The organism is Brucella sp. IR073, assembly GCF_049065735.1.
Lineage (GTDB): Bacteria > Pseudomonadota > Alphaproteobacteria > Rhizobiales > Rhizobiaceae > Paramesorhizobium.
This window is the reverse complement of record NZ_JBAKHD010000011.1, coordinates 22,500-46,202: the sequence shown is the minus strand read 5'-3', so window position 1 is coordinate 46,202 and position 23,703 is coordinate 22,500. Positions and strand designations below refer to the sequence as shown.

Sequence of the window (23,703 nt, the reverse complement as noted above, 5' to 3'; positions counted from 1 at the left end):
GTTTTTAATGCACTCACCCCCACATCAACAGCAGCAAAATCCCCGACACGATCAGCAGGCACCCTGCCACTTCCATCCGGTTGATGCGCTCGCGGAAGACAAGCACCGACGCCATGAAGGTGAACACCAGTTCGATCTGCCCCAGCCCGCGTACATAGGCGACCTGCTGCAGCGTCATGGCCGTGAACCAGCAGGCGGAGCCGAGCACGCCCGCGAGCCCCACCAGCGCGGACGAGCGCCATGAACGGATGACGCGGCCGATCTCGGCGGCATCCTTTGCGGCCATCCAGACGAGCATGAACATTGTCTGGAACACGGTGACGAAGGCGAGCGTCACCGCCGCCTGCATGATCGGATGCGGGCTATCGAGCGTCAGCGCGGCGGTGCGATAGGCGACGGCGGAAATGCCGAAGATCGCGCCCGAGGCGATGCCGATAAGCGCCGTCCGGCTCATCAGCGCCGCGCCGAGATTGCGCCAGGTGAGCGGCATCCGCGCCACGGAAATCATCATCACGCCGACGATCCCGACCACAATCGCCGCCACCGCGCCCGGCGTGATCCGCTCGCCCAGAATGATCAGCCCGAACAGTGCCGCCTGCACCGGCTCGGTCTTTGAATAGGCGGTGCCGACAGCGAAATTGCGCAAGGAGAAGAGATAGACGAGCAGGATGGTGGCGAAGATCTGCGCCAGCCCGCCGATGATCGACCAAAGGGCGAATGTCGCGCCCAGCGATGGAAAGGCATAGCCTGCGAAATGATGGAGCGCGAAGACATAGGCGAGCGCTACGGGAAACCCATAGCCGAAGCGCACGAAGCTCGCGCCGGTGGTGCTGAGCGACGTGCGCAGATGCTTCTGCAAGGCCGACCGCAGATTTTGCAGAAAGGCCGCCGCGATGGTGACGGGTATCCAGAGTTCCATGATGGGATAGTGGGATAGGGAATAGGGAATGATGAGCAGTGGGCATTAGCACTACCTCACTATCTCGCTGCTCACTATTCACTATCTCACTTTTCGTGTCATAACACCGGCATGACCAATACGCCGAACCCGCAAGCCTTCGCCCATATCACCGACTGGGTTTTCGACCTCGACAACACGCTCTATCCGCACGCCTCGAACCTGTTCTCGCAGATCGACGTGAAGATGACGAGCTATGTCGCCCAGCTTCTCCAGCTTCCGCGCGAGGAGGCGCGGGCGCTGCAGAAGCAGTTCTACCTGGAATATGGCACGACACTGAAAGGGCTGATGACACGCTACCAGATCGATCCGGACGATTTCCTCGAAAAGGTGCACGACATCGATTATTCCTGGCTCGCGCCCGATCCGGCGCTGGGCGAGGCGATCCGGCGGCTGCCGGGGCGCAAGTTCATCTTCACCAACGGCAACAAGGGCCACGCCGAACGCTCGGCGCGGCAATTGGGCATACTCGACCATTTCGACGACATCTTCGACATCGTCGCGGCGGATTTGATGCCGAAGCCGGCGCGCGAAACCTACGATAAATTCGTCGGCCTCCACCGGGTCGATTGCAGCCGCGCGGTAATGTTCGAGGATCTGGCCCGAAACCTCGTCGTGCCGAAGCTGCTCGGCATGAAGACGGTTCTGATCGTGCCGAAGAATTTCGAGCCGACCTTTTCGGAAATATGGGAGAAAGACCCGGCATTCACCGATGAGGTGGACTACGTCACCGATAACCTTGCAGCGTTTCTCGAGACTATTCTAGCGGACAAGGTGGCGTAATTGCCGGACGCAAAACGCTTCACCTCGGTCGAGCAGCGCATCGACGCGGCAGCCCGCGTGCTTCTCGACCGGCTGCCGCGCCACGGCCTATCAGGCGCGCTGGTGGAGTTTCTGGTGTTCGGGCTCAAGCAGGCTTGGGCCTGCCTTTTCGGCGGCGCAATGCTTGGCCTCATCATCGTGACCAAGTTCCTGTGGAGCGACGCCATTCCAATGGCGCGCTACGACTTCCTGTTCATCGGTGCGCTGGCCATTCAGCTGGGGATGCTGATTTTCAAGCTGGAAACGCTGGAGGAAGCCAAGGTTATCCTGATCTTCCATGTGGTTGGCACGGTGATGGAAATCTTCAAGACGCATGCAGGCTCATGGATCTACCCTGAGCATAATCTGTTGCGTATTGGTGGCGTACCGCTTTTCTCAGGGTTCATGTATGCGGCGGTCGGCTCCTATATGGCGCGCATCAACCGCATCTTCGATATTCGCCTCAATCACTATCCGCCGTTCTGGGCGACCGCGCTCCTTGCCGTTGCGATCTATCTCAATTTCTTCACGCATCATTATCTGCCGGATGTGCGGTTGGTGCTCTTCGCCTGTACGGCACTTCTCTATTGGCGGGCAACCATGCATTATCGCGTCTTCCGCTTCCGCCACCGCATGCCGCTGCTTTTGGCCTTCCTGCTGGTGGCGTTGTTCATCTGGATTGCGGAGAATATCGGCACCTGGTCCCGGGCATGGCTCTATCCCGGCCAGGAGGCAGGCTGGACCATGGTTTCGTTCTCGAAACTCGGCTCCTGGTACCTTCTGATGATTATTTCCGTCGTGCTGGTGACCTGGGTGCATCCGCCCCGCCCGCTGGAGGCGGATACAATCAGGCGGCCGTAATCAAAGTGCATAAAACCCCTTGATCTCGCTCCATGCCTCCTCCGCCGTGTCGACGAAGGTGATGAGGTCGACATCGGCAGGCGCGATGGTGCCCTGTTCCGCCAGGTATTCGATATTGATGGCGCGGGTCCAGAATTCCTTGCCGAACATCAGCAGCGGCACGCGCTCCATGCGCCCGGTCTGGATCAGCGTCATCGTTTCGAAAAGCTCGTCCATCGTGCCGAAGCCGCCGGGGAACACGGTCACCGCCTTGGCCCGCATCAGAAAGTGCATCTTGCGGATGGCGAAGTAGTGGAAATTGAAGCACAGATCCGGCGTCACGTAAGGATTGGGCGCCTGCTCATGCGGCAGCACCACATTGAGGCCGATGGAGGGCGCGCCGGCATCCGCGGCGCCGCGATTGCCTGCTTCCATCACGCCGGGCCCGCCGCCGGTGACGACGACGAATTCGTGGTAGCCGGTCGTCGCCGAATATTCAGAACAGAGTTTCGCGAAGCGGCGTGCTTCCTCGTAATAGCGGGAGTTGGCTTCCAGATTTTTCTTCTGCGTCTCGTTCTTGGCGGCCCATGCCTCGCCGCCCGGCTCAGGAATACGCGCGCCGCCGAAGAACACCACCGTCGATTTGATCCCATGCTCCTCGAAGAGCATTTCGGGCTTCAGCAGCTCGAGCTGCAGCCTGATCGGGCGCAGCTCTCGGCGGGTCATGAATTCCTGGTCGGTGAAAGCGAGCCGGTAGGAGGGCGCCTCGGTCTGCGGCGTCTCGGGCACCGCCCTGGCGTGCCTGACGTCTTCGCGCGAATGGGGAAATGGCGTCCAGCCGTTCTTTTCCATCGGATTCATCTTTTTCTTCTTCATTCCCATTCCATTAAAACCATTTTCGATTTTGGTGCCGATGCTATAGGTCATCCAAAGTCCGCCGGCCAATGATAGCCGCTTGATCGTCAATAGCCCGTTAGGAGTTCCCTAATGTCCCAGCCAGATTTCGCCAGCCTCGAAAAGACCATCGACAACGCCTTCGATGAACGTGATGGCATTAATGTGAATACGCGCGGTGAAATCCGCGACGCCGTCGACCATGCGCTCGATCTGCTCGATCGCGGCGAAGCCCGCGTGGCGGAGAAAAGGGCTGATGGCAGCTGGCATGTGAATCAATGGCTGAAGAAAGCCGTGCTCCTTTCCTTCCGTTTGAACCCCATGTCCATCGTCAAGGGTGGCCCGGGTGAATCCTCCTGGTGGGATAAGGTTCCCTCGAAATTCGAGGGCTGGGGTGCGCTGGAATTCGAGAAGGCCGGCTTTCGCGCCGTGCCCAATTGCGTGGTGCGCCGCTCGGCCTATGTTGCGCCCGGCGTCATCCTGATGCCGTCCTTTGTCAATCTGGGCGCCTATGTCGATGAAGGCACCATGGTCGATACCTGGGCCACCGTCGGCTCCTGCGCGCAGATCGGCAAGCATGTGCATCTCTCGGGCGGCGTCGGCATCGGCGGCGTTCTGGAGCCTATGCAGGCAGGGCCGACCATCATCGAGGACAATTGCTTCATCGGCGCGCGCTCGGAAGTGGTCGAAGGCTGCATCGTGCGCGAAGGCTCGGTGCTGGGCATGGGCGTCTATATCGGCAAGTCCACCAAGATCGTCGACCGCGCCACCGGCGAAGTTTTCTACGGCGAAGTGCCGCCCTATTCCGTCGTCGTCGCAGGTACCATGCCGGGCAAGCCTTTGCCGAATGGCGAGCCGGGCCCGAACCTCTACTGCGCCGTCATCGTCAAGCGGGTGGATGAGAAGACACGCTCGAAGACTTCGATCAACGAACTGCTACGCGATTGATTTGGAGCAAATTGTGTTTTGACGGAATCGCGTGACACCCCCCTCTGCCCTGCCGGGCATCTCCCCCTCAAGGGGGGAGATTACGCCTTCATCGATGCCCGGCACCGATCGCCAACGTCGCAGAATGAAGGCAGAGGGTAGCGTCAGCCAATCTCCCCCCTTGAGGGGGAGATGCCCGGCAGGGCAGAGGGGGGTGTCGTGCCGCGGCCGCTTCCGTCCAAAAACAAAACGCTCTAACACAACGAAAAAGCGGCGAAGCTTCGGCTTCGCCGCTTTATGGACAGTTCGGCAATTGTACTGGAGAACAGAGTGCCTTCTGTCCTGTTCATTATTCACCGGTAGCCGGTGAAGCGTCGCCGAAACGGTTGGCCGCCGGATTGGTGGCTTCGAGCGTGGTCTTGGGAGCCTTGACGGTCGCCGTTGCGGTATAATCGACGCGGGTCTGCTGGGCGGACGACGCGTGGTCGTTGATACCGAAATTGGGGTTTTCGGCGAAGGCAACGCCTGCGCTCAAGGAAAGGGCGGCAGCGGCGAGAATGATCTTGTTCATGATGTGATACTCCTCTGAGTAAATTGGATTAGCGAGAACGCCTGTTATTGACCGACGGCGGGCGAAGCATCGCCGAAGCGGTTGGCCGCCGGGTTGGCTGCGTCAGCCTTGATGGCGGCCGTCGCCGTATGATCGACGCGGGTCTGCGGGGCGGACGCCACCTGATCGTTGATGCCGAAATTGGGGTTTTCAGCGAAGGCGACACCAGCGCTCAAGGCAAGCGCGGTCGCGGCAAGCACGAACTTGTTCATGGTCATGTTCCTGATTGGGTGGAATGGGGGGGGGAGGGGACAGTGAGCTAGCGAAATCTATCTCACCATTCCCCTATTCATTGACTGTTACTGCTGGTTCGCCGGGGAGGCGTCGCCGAAGCGGTGGGCCGCCGGGTTCGTGTCGTTGACGGTGCCCGTCTTGATCGAAGCCGGAGCGGTGTAGTCGACCTTCTGGCCGGCCTTCTCAGCGGCAGCGGGGGTGCTGTCATTGGCATAAAGATCGCTCGGCGTACCGACCGACGGGTTTTCAGCAAAGGCGGCGCCGGCGCTCAGGATAAGGGCAGCCGTGGCAAGAGCAATGGTCTTCTTCATGATAATCTCTCCTAGAACTTTTTCGGCAGGGGCTTGTTTGGGAGGAAGTGCGCCCTTCCGATGACGTTCAGATGGGAGACAATGCGCTTTAGTGCCAATAACGAAAATGTGCCCGAACTCACGCCATTGTGCGCTTGAAATCGTGGAATAGGATTCTAATGGAAGAGATTAATGTTTATTATCAATCGCTTATTGGATCACCGTCTGATCACGGGATCGTGAGCATTGCTTCATTGTTCCGATGTTCTGAACAGTCTGTTCTGATGCAGCGTTCAATAATCGAAAACGATGCCTTGTTTTGGCACTCCGGACGCCGCGCTACATGGCCGATTTCCATGACAGGAACATGACAATCATGCCGGATTGATTCTCAGTGTAGAATCCCCGCCGCATCACGGGTGCGGGAGAAGTGCCGCCCTTGTATTCAATTCGCCGCCACCTCGATGGCTCTCCCCGATATGCTGACCCAGCGGCCCGAATGGTTGGGCGCCTGCATCTTGACGTATTGATAGCCCGTCTTCTCGACCGGCAGGATCTCGTTGCGCAGATTGTCGAGGATGAAATCACCCTTATCTGTGCGCACCGTCAGCACGACATGCGCTTCGCCCCGGTTGCGAACCATGGTGATCAAGAGCTGCGAGGCGCTGAAGCCCATGCCGAGCAGCCTTGCCCGCTTCATCAGCACATAGTCCTCGCAATCGCCCATCCGGTTGGCGGGGATCGCCCAGTAATCGCGCTTGCCGTAGACCTCCTGGTCGGATTTCGGCTGGATGGCGGCATTGACCGATTGGTTGACCCGCTCGAGCTTGCGCCAGCGCACCCCGTTCAGCGCCACCGCCGGCATGATCCGGTGCGCGCCGCAATCGCGCGGATTGCGCTTGCAATAATCGAGATGGCCATAGGGAATGCTCGTCGCGCCCCCCTCGGACAGCCGCTCGTTTGCCTTCGCCATTCCCATCGCCCCGGCGAGAAACCCCGCCACACATGCCGCGACCGCATATTTGCGCATCGTCGTTCCCCTTTGCTGGCATGATCTTATCGGAAAAGCTTCCGATTTTTCTAGATCTTGCGCCAAACGTTGTGCGTTTTTTCAAACGTTGCGGCTGGCCCGTGGACCGGGCTCTCATCAATATTCCGTTAACTAACGATGGCCGGGGCGGCGCGGTCAAGTTAAATTTATATGTCAGCCGCTATATAGCGGATTCGAACCCACGCGAGCCGATGGAACCCATGACCCTTCTCCCCACCGATCCTGTCGAAAACCTGAGCCTCCTCATCCGCTGCCCGTCCGTCACGCCCGCCGAGGGCGGGGCGCTGAAGGCGCTGGAAAACATGCTGAAACCGCTCGGCTTTTCCATCGAGCGCCCAGTCTTTTCGGAAGACGGCACGCCTGACATCGAAAACCTCTATGCGACGCTGTCAGGCAATGGCCCGCATCTGATGTTCGCCGGCCATACTGATGTGGTGCCGCCCGGCGACGCGAGCGCATGGAAACATCCGCCCTTCGCCGCTGCCATCGAGAACGGCGAAATCTACGGCCGTGGTGCCGTTGATATGAAGGGCGGTATCGCCTGTTTCGTCGCCGCCGTCGCGCGTTATGTCGAGGCCCATGGGGTCCCCGCCAGCGACCGAAGGGAGCTTACGGGCGGGGCAGAGACCTCCGCGTTGCAGGGCACAGTCTCCTTCCTCATCACCGGCGATGAGGAAGGCCCGGCGATCAACGGCACGGTGAAACTGCTCGACTGGGCGGCGAAGAAGGGCGAGCGCTGGGATGCGGCCATCGTCGGCGAGCCGACCAATCCGGACAGGCTTGGCGACATGATCAAGATCGGCCGGCGCGGCTCTGTTTCCGGCACGATTACGGTCCATGGCGTGCAGGGCCATGTCGCCTATCCGCACCTTGCCGACAATCCGGTGCGCGGCCTCGTCGCTCTGGTGGAGGCGCTGCTCGACCCGGCTCTAGACGAGGGAACGAAAGACTTCCAGCCGAGCAATCTCGAAATCACCAGCATCGATGTCGGCAATCCCGCAACCAATGTCATCCCGGCCAAGGCAACGGCCAGCTTCAACATTCGTTTCAACGATCATTGGACAGATGAGACGCTGAAGGCCGAGATCGGGAACCGTCTCGACCGGGCAGCGAAGAGCGGCAAGCTGCGGCCCGGTCGTGACACGCCGGTCCGCTACGAACTTTCCTGGCGCGAGCGCCCGAGCCATGTTTTCCTGACGCGCGATGAGAAGCTGGTCGATACGCTCAGCGCCTCCGTCGAGACGGTCACCGGCAGGCGGCCCGAGCTTTCCACCTCCGGCGGCACATCGGATGCGCGCTTCATCAAGGACTATTGCCCGGTGGTGGAATTCGGCCTCGTCGGCAAGACCATGCATATGGTCGATGAGCGCGCCGCCTTGTCTGATTTGGAAATGCTCACCAGAATCTACCAGGACTTCCTTGAGCGGTTTTTCGCTCAATAGGAGGCGATTGTTTAAGCATAGTCCCGAAAACTCTATCAACTTTTCAGGACTATGCTCCGGCCGGTTTTCTGCGTGAGGTTCCATGCCGACGCTCGACGATATCTACCGCTATCTCTACGGCAGCTGGCGCATGATGCGCGGGCGGCCGGACGGTTTGCCGCTGCTCGATGTTTCCGCGGAGGGGTTCTGGCAGTCCTTTTACGCCATGCTGGTGGCGGTGCCGCCGCTCTTCGCCGGCTGGGTCGCCTACGCCGCTGATCTGGCGCGCGGCGACGACGAGGCGGGGCTGCGTCTCAGCATCGTGGTGCGCACCGCCCTTGTCGACATGATCTCCTGGGTGGTGCCCATCCTCGTGCTGGGCCTGCTCGCCCGCCGCATCGGCATCTCGCGCCGCTTCGCGCCCTATGTCATCGCATCCAACTGGGGCACGGCGCTCATCGCCTGGCTGTTCGTGCCCATCACGCTCGTCCGGCTGTTCCTGCCCGTCGCGCCGGAGGTGATGGCGCTGTGCTCGGTGATATTGTTCGGGCTGTCGATCGTCTTTTCCTACCGCCTGACACAAGTGGCGCTGCAAAGGCCGCACACCTTCGCGCTGCCCTTCTACATCGCGCTCTTCATCGGTTCGATCCTGGTCACGGTCGCGCTGCAGCACCTCTTCGGCATTGAATACGCCGCCCAGGCCGACAGCACACTGCTGCATCGGTAGGGTGTATTTCGGGATATAACGTCGGCAGGGCAGAGGGGGGCGGCGTAGAGCGCAGGCATTTCAATCAAGAGGAAAAACTGTGCTACTCCACCCCGTAATCCACCCCGATCAGATACAGCCCATAGGGCGGCGCGACCTGGCCGCAGGCGGCGCGGTCGCGGGCGTCTAGCGCGGCGACGAGATCGTCGGCCGTCCAGCGCCCGACGCCGACCTCCATCAAGCTTCCGGCGAGCGAGCGCACCTGATTGTGCAGAAAGGAACGGGCCGAGGCGCGGATTTCGATAAGCTCGCCCTTGCGCGTCACATCCAGCCGGTCGAGCGTCTTGACCGGGCTCTTCGCCTGGCATTGCGAGGCGCGGAAGGTGGTGAAATCGTGCTGGCCCAGCAGCCGCTGCGCCGCCGCATGCATCGCCGCCGCATCGAGCGGCTGCTTCACCCACCAGGCGCGGTCGGCCTCGACGGCGATGGGCGGGCGGCGGTTGACGATGCGGTAGAGATAATGCCGCGCCGTAGCGGAAAAGCGGGCGTCGAAACTGTCGAGCACGCGCTCGACATTGAGAATGACCACGCGCTCCCCGGCCATGACGAGATGGGCGTTGAGCGCATCGCGCACCCGGGCCGCACTCCAGTCCTTGGTCAAGTCTACATGGGCCACCTGCGCCAGCGCATGGACGCCGGCATCCGTCCGCCCGGCAGCGCCTAGCGTCACCTGCTCGCCGGAGAATTTGGCGATGGCCTGCTCGATGGCCGCCTGGATCGTATGCCCATTCTCCTGCCGCTGCCACCCCGCATAGGGCGTGCCGTCATATTCGACCGTGAGCTTGTAGCGCGGCACGTCAGAAGGACTCCCGTGCGGAGTGTGCCGTCGCAGCACCCCCCTCTGTCCTGCCGGACATCTCCCCCTCAAGGGGGGAGATTGGCTGACAGTACTTTTCGCCTTCACTCTCCAACGCTGGCGATTGGTACCTAGCGCCTATGAAGGCGTATTCTCCCCCCTTGAGGGGGAGATGCCCGGCAGGGCAGAGGGGGGTGTAGGAGGAAAAGTGCCGACGCATCACAAAACCCGCATCACGGTCGCGCCGCGCAAGAATTCCTGCACGCCGAGCGGCTTGCCGCCCGCCTTTTGCAGGAGCGTAAGCTTCACCGCGCCTTCGCCACAGGCAATAGTCAGACCGTCGCCAAGGATCGTGCCGGGGCAACCACCAGAGCTTTCCGCCAACGTGGACTTCAACAGCTTCACCCGCTCGAGTTTGTCTGCCCCGCCGCTGGCGGGCACGCCAATCTCCATCTCGCACCACGCCCCCGGAAAAGGCGAAAGCCCGCGTATCCGATTGTGAATATCCTGCGCATTCCCCGTCCAGTCGATGCGCGTTTCCGCCTTGTCGATCTTGGCGGCATAGGTCACACCCGTCTCCGCCTGCGGCGTCAGCGTCAGGCTGTCGCGCTCCAATGCGGCCATGGCGCGCACCATCAGATCGGCGCCGATCATGCTCAGGCGGTCGTGCAATTCTCCCGCCGTCATATCGGGCGTGATCGCGACCTTCTCGACCATGGCGACGGGGCCGGTATCGAGCCCTTCATCCATCTTCATGATCATCATGCCGGTTTCGCGGTCGCCGGCCATGATGGCGCGCTGGATGGGCGCGGCGCCGCGCCAGCGCGGCAGCAGGGAGGCATGGCCATTATAGCAGCCGAGCCGCGTGCCCTCGAGAATGGCTGATGGCAGCAGCAGGCCATAGGCGACGACAACAGCCACATCGGCTTCGAGCACGCGAAACGCTTCCTGCTCCTCCGGGCTCTTGAGGCTCTTGGGCGTGCGCACCTCGATGCCGAATTCCTCGGCCTTCTGATGCACGGGCGATTTGGTGAGTTCCAGCCCGCGCCGTCCGGCGGGGCGGGGCGGCTGGCTATAGACCGCCGCGATCTCATGACCCTGACCGATCAGCGCCGTCAGAACAGGCACGGAGAAGTCCGGAGTGCCCATGAAAATGATGCGCATGGGCTTCCCCTGCTAAATAGCCAATCGGCTCGGCGGACGATCCTTGGCAAGCTTCTTGAACCGCTTCATCACCATGTCGCGCTTGAGCTTCGACAAATGGTCGATGAAAAGCACGCCATTGAGATGGTCGATCTCATGCTGCAGGCAGGTCGCCATCAGCCCCTCGGCCTCGATTTCCTGAGGCTTGCCGTCGCGGTCGAGATAGGTCACGCGCACGCGCGCCGGGCGCTCCACTTCCGCGTAATAATCGGGGATTGACAGGCAGCCTTCCTCATAGACGCTGCGCTCGTCCGAGGAAGCAACGATCTCGGGGTTGATGAAGACATGCGGCGCCCGCTCCTCGCCTTCCTTGGAAAGGTCGATGGTGAGCATCCTCAGCGGCGTGCCGACCTGAATGGCGGCAAGCCCGATGCCGGGCGCGTCATACATCGTTTCCAGCATATTGCCGGCAAAGGCGCGCAACTGGTCGTCAATGCGCTCCACAGGCTTCGACACCTGGCGCAGGACGGGATCGGGCAGAATGACAAGCGGCAAAACAGACATGCATCATCACCTAATTGCTCGGGAGCTAAGCGTCAAGGAAAGGGAGTAAGGGAATAAGGGAGTATGGGAATAAGAGATCATTTCGGAAGAAAGTGGACAGCTTCGAACGAATCAGAGCCCTATTCCCCTATTCCCCTATTCCCCATTGTGTTCTTGTTTTGATCTCGTACTCTCATGCGGAATCGGCTAAGCATTCTGCATGGACACAAACACGCTTCTCTCAGCCCCGCTGTTCCAATTTGGCGGCAATGCCGTTTCCGTCGGCGCGACCTTGCTCTGCGGGCTGGGGCTGGTCGTGCTCTTCGGACTGTTCTTCCTCGTCATGGGATGGCGGATGGCGCAGGCGCGGGCCATGGCGGAGGTCGAGGCGGCAGAGCGCGCTCGCGACGCGGAGATGCGCATGACCGAAATCCTGAAATCCCAAGCGGAAATGCAGGGCCGGATGCAGACCATGGCGGAGGTGTTCGGCGCAAGGCAGGCCGAGCTGAATAAATCGATCCGCGAGCGCCTCGACGGCATGACCAGCCGCATCGGCCAGACCATGACCGAGCAGAGCAAATCGACCCATGAGAACCTTGCAAAGCTGCAGGAGCGGCTGGCGGTGATCGACACCGCGCAGAACAATATCCAGGCGCTGGCGGGGCAGGTGGTGCAATTGCAGGCCATTCTCGCCAACAAGCAGACGCGCGGCGCCTTCGGCCAGTCGCGCATGGAGGCGATCATCGCCGATGGCTTGCCGCATGGCGCATACGAATTTCAGGCGACGCTCTCCAACGGCAACCGGCCTGACTGTCTGGTGCGAATGCCCAACGGCGCCCCCTCGCTTGTCATCGACGCCAAGTTTCCGCTGGAGGCCTGGAGCATGATCCGGGACGCCGAAGGGGCGGAAGCGAAGAAGATCGCAATCGCCCAGTTCCGGCGAGACGTGGAAGTCCATATTCGCGACATCGCGGCAAAATATCTGATAACAGGCGAGACGCAGGACACAGCCTTCCTGTTCGTGCCATCGGAATCGATCTTCGCGGAGATCCACGAGAATTTCGAAGGGCTGGTGCAGAAAGCGCACCGCGCGCGCATCGTCATCGTCTCGCCCTCGCTGCTGATGCTGTCGATCCAGGTCATCCAGGCCGTGTTGAAGGACACCCGGATGCGCGAGCAGGCGCATCTGATCCAGGGCGAGGTGATTCGGCTGATGGAAGACGTCGCCCGGCTCGACGAACGTGTGCGCAAATTGCAGGCGCATTTCCTGCAGGCCAACAAGGATATCGACGATATCCTCGTCTCCTCCGGCAAGGTGACGCGGCGCGGCGAGAGGATCGAGGCGCTGGAACTCGGCGAGCCCATGGCCGACACGCCCGTGCCCGTGGCGTCTGCGCCGAGCGTTCCCCGTAGCGCCGAGAGCAAGACCGGGCAATTGCGCCTGCGTGTGGTGGAGGAAGAGTAGGGCTACCCTTCTTCCTTCTTCCGATCCGAATGCCCCAGATCGCGTTCCGGCCAGACGATATCGCGCACGCGCTGCTTCAAGACCTTCGCCTCTGGAAACCCGCCATCGCGCTTGCGCTCCCAGATGAGCGCATCGTCCACGCGGATTTCATAGATCCCGCCGGTGCCGGGAATGAGCGCCACTTCGCGTAAGTCCTGCCCGAAGGTCGAGAGCAGCTCTTGCGCCATCCAGGCGGCGCGGAGCAGCCAGGCGCATTGGGTGCAGTAGGTGATGGTGATGCGCGGTTTGTCGGTCATGCGTCGCCTGTTATCACATCATGTCTCGATTGGAAGATGGCACGGCTTCAGCCCTTATTGCCAGTCTCTTTCGGCGCTCGGGCGAAACGCCCGCATAAAACAAAGCCTGCCAAACGGATTGGCAGGCTTTGGAAGTTTGGGGCTGGCGACGGGCTTATTTGAACAGGCTCGGCAGCCACAGCGACAGGGCGGGGATGTAGGTGACGAGCAGCAGCACGGCGATGCTCGCGCCGAAGAACGGCCAGATCGTGCGCATCGCTTCGCGGATCGTGATCTTGCCGACCGCGCAGCCGACAAAGAGTACGGTGCCGACCGGCGGCGTGTTGAGGCCGATGCCGGCATTGAGGATCATGACGACGCCGAAATGCACGGGATCGATGCCGAAGGCCTTGACCACAGGCAGCAGGATCGGCGTCGAGATGATGACCATCGGCGCCATGTCCATGAAGGTGCCGAGCAGCAGCAGGATGATGTTAATCATCAGGAGGACGATGATCGGATTGTCCGAGAGCGCCCCGATTGCCTGAACCAGCACCTGCTGCACCTGCAGGAACGACATCAGCCAGCTGAATGAAGCCGCCGCGCCGATGACAAGCAGCACCATCGCCGTCGTGCGCACCGCGCCAAGCACCGCCTCGACGAAGCCATGCCAGTCGAGCTCGCGATAGACGAGGAGCGACACCAGCAGGGCGTAGAACACGGCGATGCAGGAGCTTTCCGTGGCGGTGAAAACGCCGGAGCGGACACCGCCGAAGATGATGCCGATCAGCAGCAGCCCCGGAAATGAGGCGAGCATGTAATAGCCAAGGCGGCGGAAGCCGGGGAAGGGCTCAGCCGGATAGCCGCGGCGGCGGGCGACGATATAGGCCGTCACCATCAGCGCGCCGGCGAGAAGCAGGCCCGGAATGATGCCGGCGGTGAAGAGGTCGGCGACCGAGACATTTCCGCCCGCGGCGATGGAATAGAGGATCATGTTGTGCGACGGCGGCACCATCAGGGCGATGATGGCGGCGTTGACCGTGACGTTGACGGCATAGCTGCGGTCATAGCCGCGCGCCGCCATCTGCGGGATCATCAGCCCGCCAACAGCCGAGGCATCGGCGACGGCGGAGCCGGAAATACCGCCGAAAAGCGTCGAGGCGACGATGTTGACTTGGCCGAGGCCGCCGCGCAGGTGCCCGACGATACCGGCGGCAAAGCGGATCAGCCGGTCGGCGATGCCGCCGCGCACCATCAAATCGCCGGCGAAGATGAAGAACGGGATCGCCATCATGGCGAAGACATTCATGCCGGAGTTCATCTGCTGGAAGACGACGATGGGCGGCAGGCCGATATAGAGGACCGTGGCAAGCGAGGCGATGCCGAGGCAGAAGGCAATCGGCATGCCGATGAACATCAGGACGGTGAAGATGCCGAAGAGTATGGTGTAAGCCATCACGCCATCTCCTGCACGATCACTTCGGCGGCGGTCTGCTCACCGGCGGCGACATCGACGAAGCGCTCGGCGGCGAAGAGAGCAATCAGCAGGCCGCCCGCAATCATCGGGAAGAAATCGACACCGCCCGGCCAGCCGAGCACGGGAATGCTCGCGCCCCATGTGCCGATGGCAAGCGAGGTGGAATACCAGGCCATGGCGAGGCCGAAGAGTACGATAAGCCCGAGGCTGACGAGATCCATGGTCCGCTGCATTGCCGGTGGTGCGGCATGGCGAACGAAGTCGAGGCCGAGATGGACGGATTCACGCACCCCAACAGCCGCGCCCAGAATGATGAACCACGACATCAGATAGAGCGACAGCGGTTCAGCCCAGCTTGGCGTGTTGTTGAGCACGTAGCGGGCGAAAACCTGCCAGCCGACGATGACAGTCATGGCGACCATCCCGATGCCGGCGACATAGAGCGACGCCCGGCTTAATCCGGCCAGCACGGGCCGGGCGGATTGCATGAAACGCAACATTGCCTTTCCTCCAGAGGCGGCGAAAACGCTTGCCAGATACCCCCTTTGCCCTGCGGCGACAGGTACGCGCCCTCCTTCCCCCTTGCGGGGAAGGTGCCCGCGTTAGCGGGCGGATGGGGGTGGTGACGTTTGCGCTTGCTTCGAAGAACCGTCGCGCAAACGTCACCACCCCCACCCGACCCTTCGGGCCACCCTCCCCGCAAGGGGGAGGGAAGGGGCGAGCCGTTCTCCGGCAGAGCATGGGGCTCAGGCGCAAGCGCCTCCACCATTACAAAAAAAACCGGCCCGGAAAATTTCCGGGCCGGTCGTATTACGATATTACTTTACGGCGCGGACGCGCTCGACGAGGTCCTTGAGCTTCGGATCGGTGACGAACTTGTCGTAAACCGGATTCATCGCCTCGATGAAGGGCGCCTTGTCAACCTTGATGACGTTGACGCCGGCCGCGCGCACCTTGGCTTCGGATTCCTTCTCGCGGGCCTGCCACAGCTCGCGCATCTTACCGACCGAATCTTTCGCGGCCTGCTTGATGATTTTCTGATCCTCGGGTGTCAGCTTGTCCCAGCTGATCTTGGACATGACGAGGATTTCCGGATTGAGCGAGTGCTCGGTCAGGGTGAAGTTCTTGGCCACTTCGAAGTGACGCGAGGACTCGTAGGACGGCCAGTTGTTTTCCGCCCCGTCGACGACGCCGGTCTCGAGCGAGGAATAGACCTCGCCGAAGGGCATCGGCGTGGCATTGGCGCCGAAGGCATCCATCATCGCGATCCACAGATCGGACTGCTGGACGCGGATCTTCATGCCCTTCAGATCTTCCAGCTTCTCGACCGGCTTCTTGCTGTAAAAGGACCGCGCGCCGGAATCGTAATAGGCGAGGCCGACGAGGCCATGCGGCTCGAAAGCGGCGAGAATTTCTTCGCCGATGGGACCGTCCACGACCTTATGCATATGATCGGTGTCGCGGAACAGGAAGGGCAGGCCGAGCACGACGGTCTGCGGCACAAGATTGTTGAACGGCGCGGCGTTGACGCGGTTCATGTCGATGACGCCAAAGCGGGTCTGCTCGATCGTGTCCTTCTCACTGCCGAGCGAGGCATTGTTGGAGACGTTGATCTTGATGCGGCCATTGGTGCGGTCCGACACCAGCTGACCCATATATTTGACCGCTTCGACGGTCGGATAGCCATCCGGATGAATGTCCGCGGAGCGCAGCGTGATCTCCTGCGCCTGAGCGGCCCCTGCGCCGAGGGCGAGGCCCAGGGCAAGGTAGAGTGGTTTGGCGATATTCATGTCTTTCCTCCTCCTTGAAACACCGAAGCCTCCTTGCTTCGGGCGTATGGGTGATTAGTCCCCCTGGTCCCTGAATGGTGGAAGGCCATAAAGGTGCTCGGGATTGTCGACGAGAGCGAGCTTCAGGGCAGCCTCATCCGGCAGCCAGGACAGCACGGTGTCGATCAACGCCGCGTCGTCGGGATATTCCTCTTGCGTCTTCGCCAGATTGTGGGGCCAGTTGGTGCCCCAGACGATCCGCTCCGGCGCGTAGGCTGAGATCACCCGGGCAATCGCCGCGACGTCCTCATAATGCGGCGCGCCGCTTTTCGAGGATTCGTAGACGCCCGCGAATTTGAACCAGCAATTGCCGGTGTCGATCAGCCGCTTGACGGCGTCGATCTCCGGCCGTTCGGGTGTGACGCCGCCGAAGAATTTGCCGTGATGATCGAATATCCAGCGGGATTTGAGCTTCTTCAGCCGGGCTTCGTGGGTGAGGATATCGCTGCCGTTGAACTGCACGGCCAGCATCCAACCGCGTGCAGCCGCCCGCTCGTCGATTGCTTCCAGCGCCGAAAGGCCGACAGCGCCGCCCGGCAGATCCATGATGCGGGTGCCGACGACGCCCGCCTCGGAGAGCCGGTCCAGCTCGGCTTCCGGCGTGTCGCCATCGATGACGGCGACGCCGCGGGCGATGTCGCCCATTTCCCTGAGGCAGGCAACGAGGTTGGAATTGTCGCGCTGGTGGGCGTTGCCTTGCGTGATGATGACGCGGTCGATGCCGAGCCAGCGCATGACTTGACGATACTGGTCCGCATCCGGCAGGGCGCCGACGGGGAGCGGCGGGCCGCCGGGTTGAGCGGGGAAGCCGGGCAGATACATATGCATCTGCGTATCGACCGTGCCCCTGGGCAGTTTGATTTTCGGCGGGTTTCCGGAGAGTGGTCTCACCAGCATATCAATCGTCTCCCATACGGAACTCGGCAAGCGCATCGCGGTCGATCTCGATGCCGAGCCCCGGCGCATCCGGAATTTTGACCACCCCGCGCACATGCTCGATCGGCGACTTCACCACCGCCTGCCGGTACGGGTTGTCCGTGCGGTCGAACTCCAGGATCGGCTCGATGGGGTTGACGCGCACGGGGTTGGGCACCATGGCCGCCATGAATTGCAGCGCGGCGGCGATGTGTACGGCAGTGCCCCAGACATGCGGCACGACGCGCACGCCATAGAGCGCGGCCATGTCGGCGACGCGCTTTGCCTCGGTGAAACCGCCGACGCCGGCAAGATCGGGCTGGAGAATATCGACAGCGCGCGTCTCGACCGGTTCCTTCATGCCCCAGCGGGTATGCCAGGTTTCGCCGCCCGCGACGGGGATCGGCTGCCCTGATCGTACCGCCCGGTACGCATCCAGATGCTCCGGCACGACCGGCTCCTCGAACCAGTCGATGCCATATTCCGCCGCGCGGCGGCCAAGCTCGATGGCCTCGAGCACATCGTAACCGTGGTTACCGTCCACCATCAGCCGCATATCCGGCCCGACCGCTTCGCGCACCGCGCGGATGACGGCGAGGTCCTCCTCGACGCCGAAGCCGATCTTGATCTTGGTGGCGTGAAAGCCTTCGTCGCGGTAACGCGCTGCGTCGGTGGCATTGTCTTCCACGCGGTCGACGCCCTGACGCTTGAACCCGCCGGTGGCATAGGCACGCACCTCCTCGCGAAACCGGCCGCCCAGAAGGGTGGAGACCGGCACGCCGAAATGCTTGCCCTTGATATCCCAGAGGGCAATATCGATGCCCGACAGCGCGGTTATCGTCAGCCCGCGCTGCCCCTGATCGCGTAGGGCGTTATAGAGCCGCGCCCAGGTCTTTTCGGTTTCCAGCGGGTCCGTGCCGATGAGCCAGGGCGTGTAGCTAGCCACGACGGCGGCATTAGCCCGCGCCGGTCCGAGACATTCGCCCCAGCCGATGAGGCCATTGTCGCACTCGATCTCAACAAGCACATGCAAGCGACGGTCGAAGCGCATCGACGCGCTTTCGAACGGCACGGAGAGCCGGTGCTCGAGGAGATGGGTGCGGACGGCGGCGATTTTCATGTGGAAGCCTTTGGAAATGCTGGCGCCAGGACACCCCCCTCTGTCCTGCCGGACATCTCCCCCACAAGGGGGGAGATTGGCTGACACAACGCTCCGCCCTCTTTCTGCAACATTTGCGATTGGTGCCGAACATTCATGAAAGCGTAATCTCCCCCCTTGTGGGGGAGATGCCCGGCAGGGCAGAGGGGGGTGAGCGTCGTTCGCATCCGGATACCCTTACCGCTTGTAAGGCGCGATAAGCGCCTCAAGCATACCCTCTTCCTCCGCCGCCAGATCGTCGAGGGGAGGGCGCACTTTTCCTGCATCGAAGCCCTGCAAGCGCACGCCGGCCTTGATGGCGGAGACGGCATAGCCCTTGCGGCGGTTGCGGATGGCCATGAAGGGGTAGAAGAAATCGCGCAGGATCGTCTCGCATTTGGCGCGTTCACCTGATCGCAGCGCCTTGTAGAATTCGACCGCCAGCTGCGGCACGAAATTGAACACGGCGGAGGAATAGGTGGTGAACCCGGCCCCGAGATAGGCTTCGGCGAAGAGTTCCGCCGTCGGCATGCCACCGAGATAGGTGAGGCGGTCGCCAATGGTCGCCGTGATCTGACGCACGAGGCCGATCTCGCCGGTGCCGTCCTTGAAGCCGATCAGGTTCGGGCACTCGTCGCAAAGGCGCTTCAGCGTATCCACCGAGAGCACCGAATTGTCGCGGTTATAGACCATCACGCCGATGCCGACCGACTGGCAGATGCGCTTGATGTGGTTGTAAAGCCCTTCCTGCGGGGCATCGATGAGATAATGGGGCAGCAGCAGGATGCCATCGGCGCCTGCTTTTTCCACTTCACGCGCCAGCTCCACGCCGACATGGGTGCCGAAGCCGCAGCCCGAGACGATGGCCGTCTTGCCCGCCGCTTCCTTGGCGGCGCGCACGATGCCGGGAATTTCCGAAGGCGCCAGCGAGAAGAACTCACCCGTGCCACCGGCTGCGAAGAGCACCGGCGCATCGAAGCCAGACAGCCACTCGATATGGCGCTGATAGCTTTCGGGCTGGAATTTGCCCTCTGCGTCGAAATGCGTGACGGGGAATGACAGCAGGCCCGAGCCGAGCGCTGCCTTGATTTCTTGCGGCGTCATTTTCTGGATTTTCCTCCTTATGCCTCCCGAGGCAAACTTGTCATATGATTTCCACAATACGCTGTCAATAACCTATCATACATGTTTGCGCTGTTCGCGCAGCAGCTCGCGATAGCGCCCCTGGCTGCCGCGCAGATGCCGCCGCATCGCCTCGCGCGCGCCGTCCTCGTCGCCGCTGGAAATCGCCGTGACGATCTCCTCATGCTCATCGAGAAGAAGCCCGATATAGGATTCCTGGTCGGACTCGGAATCGTCATTGCGCAGCGCCGCGCGCGGAATGACATTCTTGCCGATCAGCGCCAGGAACTCGCGGAAGCGCGGATTATTGGTCGCCTCGGCTATCGCTAGATGGAAGGCGAAATCGGCTTCGCTGGTCGGCTGCCCCGCCTCGAGGCAAAGCCGCACCGCATAGTGCCGTTCCAGGATGACTTCTTCCTGCGCGGGCGAGCGCCGCAGCGCCGCAAGTCCGGCGGCCTCGACCTCCACGGCGGTTCGCAGCTCAAGAAGCTCGATCATCGAGGACACGCGCGCATGGTCGATATTGCGCAGCGACAGCGGCGCGGGCGGCTGCGCGCGTCCCTCCAGCACGAACACGCCGGCCCCCTGGCGCGTTTCCACCAGCCGGTCGGCACGCAGCGCGGCGATGGCCTCGCGCACCACGGTGCGGCTGACGCCATGCGTCTCGGTCAGCTGCGCCTCGCTCGGCAGCTTGCTGCCGGGCGGAAACTGGCCGGTGGCGATCGCCCTGCGCAGCGCGTCGGCAAGGCGCGTCGTCAGCGTACTATGGACCTCGATGCTCATGGAACGTCTCCACCTTCTGCCTGACGGATCAGGCCGTCTCCTCCGGACTTCGATGTATTTTCTAACATATACGACTTATTGACCTCGGTTCGTCAACCTGTATGATGAGTTTGACGCCGATTGCGGCTGAGCTCGCGCGGCATGGGAACTGGAGGAATATCGTGAAGCGACTATTGATTACCGGCGCGGCCGGCGGGCTGGGCCGCGCCATGCGCCCGCGCCTGAAGGGTTTTGCCGATGTGCTGCGGCTCTCTGATATCACCGATCTGGGCGAGGCTGCGCCACATGAAGAGCTGGTGACCTGCGATCTCGGCGATGCCGATGCGGTCTACAAACTTGTGGAAGGCTGCGACGGCATTCTGCATCTGGGCGGCATTTCGGTGGAGGACAAGTTCTCCAAGATCCTCAACGCCAATCTGCTCGGCCTTTACAATCTCTACGAAGCCGCCCGCGCCAACGGCCATCCACGCATTCTCTTCGCCAGTTCCAACCACACGGTCGGCTTCTACCGGCAGGACCAGTATATCGACGCGAAAGCGCCGATGCGTCCCGATGGGCTTTACGGCGTGTCGAAATGCTTCGGCGAGGCGCTGGCTCGCATGTATTTCGAAAAATTCGGGCAGGAAACGGCGCTGGTGCGCATCGGCAGCTGCATGGAAAAGCCGAAGAACCATCGTATGCTCTCGACCTGGATGTCCTATGACGATTTCGCCTCGCTGATCGAGTGCGTCTTCCGCGCGCCGATGCTGGGCTGCCCGATCATCTGGGGCATTTCGGACAATGACAGCAAATGGTGGGACAATTCCCACGCCGCCTATCTCGGCTGGCGTCCGAAGGATAATGCCGAACGCTACCGCGCCGAGCTCGACGCTGAACAGGGACGCCCGGCACCGGATTCGCCGATGTCGGTCTACCAGGGCGGCATGTTCACGCAGGACCCGATCTTCAAGGAGTGACCGCCTTCCGGGCGCGGGCATTCTGTTTTTAAACTGATAGCATCGGCGGGACATTGCCCCCCCTCTGCCCTGCCGGGCATCTCCCCCTCAAGGGGGGAGATCACACTTCATCGATGCGTGGCACCAATCTCAAACGTTGCAGAATGAAGGCCGCGAGCCATGTCAGCCAATCTCCCCCCTTGAGGGGGAGATGCCCGGCAGGGCAGAGGGGGGTGTGTCTCGAGATTCCGTCAAGACACCAAAGATCAAGCAAAATCAAAGGACAACATTGTTTGTTTAGAATTTGATGCTTTCCTTCGCGGGGGACAATACATACGCGAGGGGAATAATCGGGATGTCGCGGTCAAAAAAGAATATCGACCTGGAGGCGGAGCCGGACGAGGATTTCCGTGTTCTCTTCACCACCCATCCGACGCCCATGTGGGTCTATGACCCCAAAACCCTCAAATTCCTGATCATCAACAAGGCGGCAATCGAGCTTTATGGCTATAGCCGCGAGCAATTCCGCGAACTGACCGTCCTCGACATCCGCCCGCCCGCCGAGCGCGATCGCATGCTCGATGCGATCAGGGAGAAATCCGATCTCGACCATCCGGAGCGCTGGCAGCATCTGAAAGCCGATGGCGAGATCATCGATGTGCTGACTTATGGCCGACTGGTGCGGTTCCGGGGCAGGGAGGCCATTCTCGCCATCGTGCAGGACCGCACAGAGGTGAGCGAGGCCTACCGTCAGGCCCATCACACCCGTTCGCTTCTCGACAATCTCATTGCCAATCTGCCGCTCGGCGTTTTCGTCAAGGACATGGAGCAGGACGGACGCTATGTGCTCTATAACGAGGCCGCCGGCGGGATCAGCGGCCGCGCGCCGTCCGAGGTTTTGGGCAAGACGACCAGCGCCCTATATCCGCGCCGCGAGGCGGTCCGCTTGAACCGGCAGGATCAGGTCGCCATGCGCCGCAGCGACATGCTGGCGCTCGAGCAGAAAATCGTGCGCCCCGATGGCCAGACGCGGATCATCCGCACCATCAAGCGCCGCATCCCCACCGATGACGGCTCCCGCCCGCGCTATTTGATCGGGCTCCTGGAGGATGTGACGGAGCGGCAGGAAATCCTGTCCCGCATCGAGCATGTCGCGCTGCATGATGCGCTGACCGACCTGCCCAACCGCGCCTATTTCACCCGCCATGTCAGCAAGCTCCTGATCAGGGAACATGAAGCGGAACCCTTTGCCCTGCTTTATCTCGATGTGGACCAGTTCAAGCAGGTCAATGACAGCATTGGCCATCCCGCGGGTGACCGTCTGCTGCGCGAAGTCGCCGCGCGCTTGCTCCGGCTGATTTCGCCCAAGGATTTTCTCGCGCGCATCGATGGCGACGAGTTCGCGATTGTCTTCATGAGCGGCGATACGGCCATGATAAGCCTCTTCGCCGAAAAGCTGCTGGCGTCCTTTGCCGAACCTTTCCGCCTGGATGACAAGGAGGAATATGTCAGCTGCAGCGTCGGCATCGCGCTGGCGCCGAAGCATGGCGACGATGTGGACCTCTTGCTGCGCAATGCCGATCTGGCCCTTCACGCCGTCAAGGCCGATGGCCGCTCGACCTTCCGCTTCTATGAGCACTCCATGCGGCTCGCCGCCGAAAAGCGCCATCTCCTGACTCTGGAACTGCGCCAGGCGCTGAACGAGGGGCAGTTCGAACTTCACTACCAGCCGATCTTTTCACTCGCCGATGACAGCATCTCCGGCTTCGAGGCGCTGATCCGCTGGCGTCACCCGCAGCGCGGCATGATATCACCGATGGAATTCATTCCGGTCGCCGAGGAAACGGGGCTCATCTCCGGCATCGGTCAATGGGTGCTGCGCGAGGCCTGCCGGGTGGCGGCGCGCTGGCCGAAGCCGATCAAGGTCTCCGTCAATCTGTCTCCGGTGCAGTTCGGCCAGCCGGAACTGCTCGACATCGTGACGAGGGCGCTTGACGAAGCAGGGCTGGAACCGCACCGGCTGGAGCTGGAGATCACCGAGTCCATCTTCCTCTCCAACAGCCGCCAGAACATCCAGCTCCTTTACGGCTTGCGCGAGCTCGGCGTGCGCATCGCCATGGACGATTTCGGCACCGGCTATTCCTCGCTCGGCTATCTCAGGTCGTTCCCATTCGACAAGATCAAGATCGACCGCAGTTTCGTTTCGGGCATCGAGGCCGACAGCCGCAACCTCGCCATTATCCAGGCGGTTGCCGTGCTGGGCTCGGGCTTCAACATCACCACCACCGCCGAAGGCGTCGAAACCGCGCAGCAACTGCACCGCCTGAAGAGCGAGCAGTTCGGCGAGGTGCAGGGCTATTTGACCGGCAGGCCGATGCCGCTGTCCGAGGTCGATGCGTTCATTTCCAGCAGGGCTGTTTCTTCTCGTCCTGGCTCGCGAGGCTTGAACGAACCGGCATCCTCTGCAATGACAGTGCCCACCTGAACACG

The 23,703-nt window shown here is 61.7% G+C and carries 25 protein-coding genes; 8 read left to right on the top strand and 17 right to left on the bottom strand.

The window, feature by feature from the left end; translation table 11 throughout:
- Positions 1 to 13: 13 nt before the first annotated feature.
- Entirely contained in the window at positions 14 to 919 is a 906-nt protein-coding gene (locus ACOWVG_RS17920) for an EamA family transporter (protein WP_420963698.1), read from the bottom strand.
- 111 nt (positions 920 to 1,030) lie between these two features.
- Between ACOWVG_RS17920 and ACOWVG_RS17915 the strand changes: the two genes are divergently transcribed.
- Positions 1,031 to 1,741, top strand: a complete 711-nt coding sequence (locus tag ACOWVG_RS17915; protein ID WP_420963697.1) for a pyrimidine 5'-nucleotidase — start codon at positions 1,031 to 1,033, stop codon at positions 1,739 to 1,741.
- Complete coding sequence (locus tag ACOWVG_RS17910; protein ID WP_420963696.1) at positions 1,742 to 2,620, top strand: DUF817 domain-containing protein; 879 nt, start codon at positions 1,742 to 1,744, stop codon at positions 2,618 to 2,620.
- Here the strand turns inward: ACOWVG_RS17910 and ACOWVG_RS17905 are convergent, their stop codons facing one another.
- Complete coding sequence (locus ACOWVG_RS17905) at positions 2,621 to 3,460, bottom strand: LOG family protein (RefSeq protein ID WP_420963722.1); 840 nt, start codon at positions 3,458 to 3,460, stop codon at positions 2,621 to 2,623.
- A 126-nt stretch (positions 3,461 to 3,586) separates the two neighbouring features.
- On the opposite strand from ACOWVG_RS17905, the gene dapD reads away from it, so the two are divergent.
- Positions 3,587 to 4,441 (top strand): 2,3,4,5-tetrahydropyridine-2,6-dicarboxylate N-succinyltransferase, encoded by an 855-nt coding sequence (gene dapD / locus ACOWVG_RS17900; RefSeq protein WP_420963695.1) that lies wholly within the window; start codon positions 3,587 to 3,589, stop codon positions 4,439 to 4,441.
- A 328-nt stretch (positions 4,442 to 4,769) separates the two neighbouring features.
- Here dapD and ACOWVG_RS17895 read toward each other — a convergent pair whose 3' ends face one another.
- The 4 genes from ACOWVG_RS17895 to ACOWVG_RS17880 form a co-directional block, all read right to left on the bottom strand.
- On the bottom strand, positions 4,770 to 4,991 hold the full coding sequence (locus ACOWVG_RS17895; RefSeq protein WP_420963694.1) for a hypothetical protein: 222 nt from the start codon (positions 4,989 to 4,991) through the stop codon (positions 4,770 to 4,772).
- A 44-nt stretch (positions 4,992 to 5,035) separates the two neighbouring features.
- Positions 5,036 to 5,242: a hypothetical protein gene (locus ACOWVG_RS17890; protein WP_420963693.1), complete on the bottom strand. Its 207-nt coding sequence runs from the start codon at positions 5,240 to 5,242 to the stop codon at positions 5,036 to 5,038.
- Positions 5,243 to 5,329: 87 nt separating this feature from the next.
- Positions 5,330 to 5,575: a hypothetical protein gene (locus ACOWVG_RS17885; RefSeq protein ID WP_420963692.1), complete on the bottom strand. Its 246-nt coding sequence runs from the start codon at positions 5,573 to 5,575 to the stop codon at positions 5,330 to 5,332.
- 424 nt (positions 5,576 to 5,999) lie between these two features.
- Positions 6,000 to 6,584: a transglutaminase-like cysteine peptidase gene (locus tag ACOWVG_RS17880; protein ID WP_420963691.1), complete on the bottom strand. Its 585-nt coding sequence runs from the start codon at positions 6,582 to 6,584 to the stop codon at positions 6,000 to 6,002.
- Between the two features lie 221 nt (positions 6,585 to 6,805).
- Between ACOWVG_RS17880 and dapE the strand changes: the two genes are divergently transcribed.
- Both dapE and ACOWVG_RS17870 read left to right on the top strand, forming a co-directional pair.
- A complete protein-coding gene (dapE, locus tag ACOWVG_RS17875) occupies positions 6,806 to 8,047 on the top strand; it encodes a succinyl-diaminopimelate desuccinylase (protein ID WP_420963690.1) in 1,242 nt (413 codons plus the stop codon).
- A gap of 82 nt (positions 8,048 to 8,129) precedes the next feature.
- The gene (locus ACOWVG_RS17870; RefSeq protein WP_420963689.1) at positions 8,130 to 8,753 is read left to right on the top strand and encodes a hypothetical protein; all 624 of its coding nucleotides are present in this window, start codon (positions 8,130 to 8,132) and stop codon (positions 8,751 to 8,753) included.
- Positions 8,754 to 8,835: 82 nt separating this feature from the next.
- Here the strand turns inward: ACOWVG_RS17870 and truA are convergent, their stop codons facing one another.
- From truA to def, 3 genes are all read right to left on the bottom strand, one after another.
- Positions 8,836 to 9,588 carry a tRNA pseudouridine(38-40) synthase TruA gene (truA, locus tag ACOWVG_RS17865; RefSeq protein WP_420963687.1) on the bottom strand — a complete coding sequence of 251 codons (753 nt, stop codon included), beginning with the start codon at positions 9,586 to 9,588 and terminating at the stop codon, positions 8,836 to 8,838.
- Between the two features lie 219 nt (positions 9,589 to 9,807).
- Positions 9,808 to 10,752 (bottom strand): methionyl-tRNA formyltransferase, encoded by a 945-nt coding sequence (fmt, locus tag ACOWVG_RS17860; RefSeq protein WP_420963686.1) that lies wholly within the window; start codon positions 10,750 to 10,752, stop codon positions 9,808 to 9,810.
- Positions 10,753 to 10,764: 12 nt separating this feature from the next.
- Positions 10,765 to 11,295, bottom strand: a complete 531-nt coding sequence (gene def, locus ACOWVG_RS17855; protein ID WP_420963685.1) for a peptide deformylase — start codon at positions 11,293 to 11,295, stop codon at positions 10,765 to 10,767.
- 199 nt (positions 11,296 to 11,494) lie between these two features.
- On the opposite strand from def, the gene ACOWVG_RS17850 reads away from it, so the two are divergent.
- Positions 11,495 to 12,739 carry a DNA recombination protein RmuC gene (locus ACOWVG_RS17850; RefSeq protein ID WP_420963684.1) on the top strand — a complete coding sequence of 415 codons (1,245 nt, stop codon included), beginning with the start codon at positions 11,495 to 11,497 and terminating at the stop codon, positions 12,737 to 12,739.
- A gap of 2 nt (positions 12,740 to 12,741) precedes the next feature.
- Here ACOWVG_RS17850 and ACOWVG_RS17845 read toward each other — a convergent pair whose 3' ends face one another.
- The 8 genes from ACOWVG_RS17845 to ACOWVG_RS17810 all read right to left on the bottom strand — a co-directional run bounded on the left by ACOWVG_RS17845 (position 12,742) and on the right by ACOWVG_RS17810 (position 20,278).
- On the bottom strand, positions 12,742 to 13,035 hold the full coding sequence (locus tag ACOWVG_RS17845; protein WP_420963683.1) for a SelT/SelW/SelH family protein: 294 nt from the start codon (positions 13,033 to 13,035) through the stop codon (positions 12,742 to 12,744).
- Positions 13,036 to 13,189: 154 nt separating this feature from the next.
- Positions 13,190 to 14,470: a TRAP transporter large permease gene (locus tag ACOWVG_RS17840; protein WP_420963682.1), complete on the bottom strand. Its 1,281-nt coding sequence runs from the start codon at positions 14,468 to 14,470 to the stop codon at positions 13,190 to 13,192.
- Positions 14,470 to 14,991, bottom strand: a complete 522-nt coding sequence (locus ACOWVG_RS17835; protein WP_420963680.1) for a TRAP transporter small permease — start codon at positions 14,989 to 14,991, stop codon at positions 14,470 to 14,472. The genes ACOWVG_RS17840 and ACOWVG_RS17835 overlap by 1 nt, the downstream gene beginning before the upstream one ends.
- A 318-nt stretch (positions 14,992 to 15,309) precedes the next feature.
- Complete coding sequence (locus tag ACOWVG_RS17830) at positions 15,310 to 16,281, bottom strand: TRAP transporter substrate-binding protein (protein WP_420963679.1); 972 nt, start codon at positions 16,279 to 16,281, stop codon at positions 15,310 to 15,312.
- A gap of 54 nt (positions 16,282 to 16,335) precedes the next feature.
- On the bottom strand, positions 16,336 to 17,217 hold the full coding sequence (locus ACOWVG_RS17825; protein ID WP_420963678.1) for an amidohydrolase family protein: 882 nt from the start codon (positions 17,215 to 17,217) through the stop codon (positions 16,336 to 16,338).
- Position 17,218: 1 nt separating this feature from the next.
- Positions 17,219 to 18,355 carry a mandelate racemase/muconate lactonizing enzyme family protein gene (locus ACOWVG_RS17820; RefSeq protein ID WP_420963677.1) on the bottom strand — a complete coding sequence of 379 codons (1,137 nt, stop codon included), beginning with the start codon at positions 18,353 to 18,355 and terminating at the stop codon, positions 17,219 to 17,221.
- Between the two features lie 216 nt (positions 18,356 to 18,571).
- Positions 18,572 to 19,477 carry a 5-dehydro-4-deoxyglucarate dehydratase gene (kdgD, locus tag ACOWVG_RS17815; RefSeq protein WP_420963676.1) on the bottom strand — a complete coding sequence of 302 codons (906 nt, stop codon included), beginning with the start codon at positions 19,475 to 19,477 and terminating at the stop codon, positions 18,572 to 18,574.
- Between the two features lie 75 nt (positions 19,478 to 19,552).
- Positions 19,553 to 20,278, bottom strand: coding sequence for a FadR/GntR family transcriptional regulator (locus ACOWVG_RS17810; protein ID WP_420963675.1), 726 nt, complete (start codon positions 20,276 to 20,278; stop codon positions 19,553 to 19,555).
- 161 nt (positions 20,279 to 20,439) lie between these two features.
- Between ACOWVG_RS17810 and ACOWVG_RS17805 the strand changes: the two genes are divergently transcribed.
- The gene (locus tag ACOWVG_RS17805) at positions 20,440 to 21,234 is read left to right on the top strand and encodes an NAD-dependent epimerase/dehydratase family protein (RefSeq protein WP_420963674.1); all 795 of its coding nucleotides are present in this window, start codon (positions 20,440 to 20,442) and stop codon (positions 21,232 to 21,234) included.
- Between the two features lie 334 nt (positions 21,235 to 21,568).
- Positions 21,569 to 23,698: a putative bifunctional diguanylate cyclase/phosphodiesterase gene (locus tag ACOWVG_RS17800; protein ID WP_420963673.1), complete on the top strand. Its 2,130-nt coding sequence runs from the start codon at positions 21,569 to 21,571 to the stop codon at positions 23,696 to 23,698.
- The last annotated feature ends 5 nt before the right edge of the window (positions 23,699 to 23,703 follow it).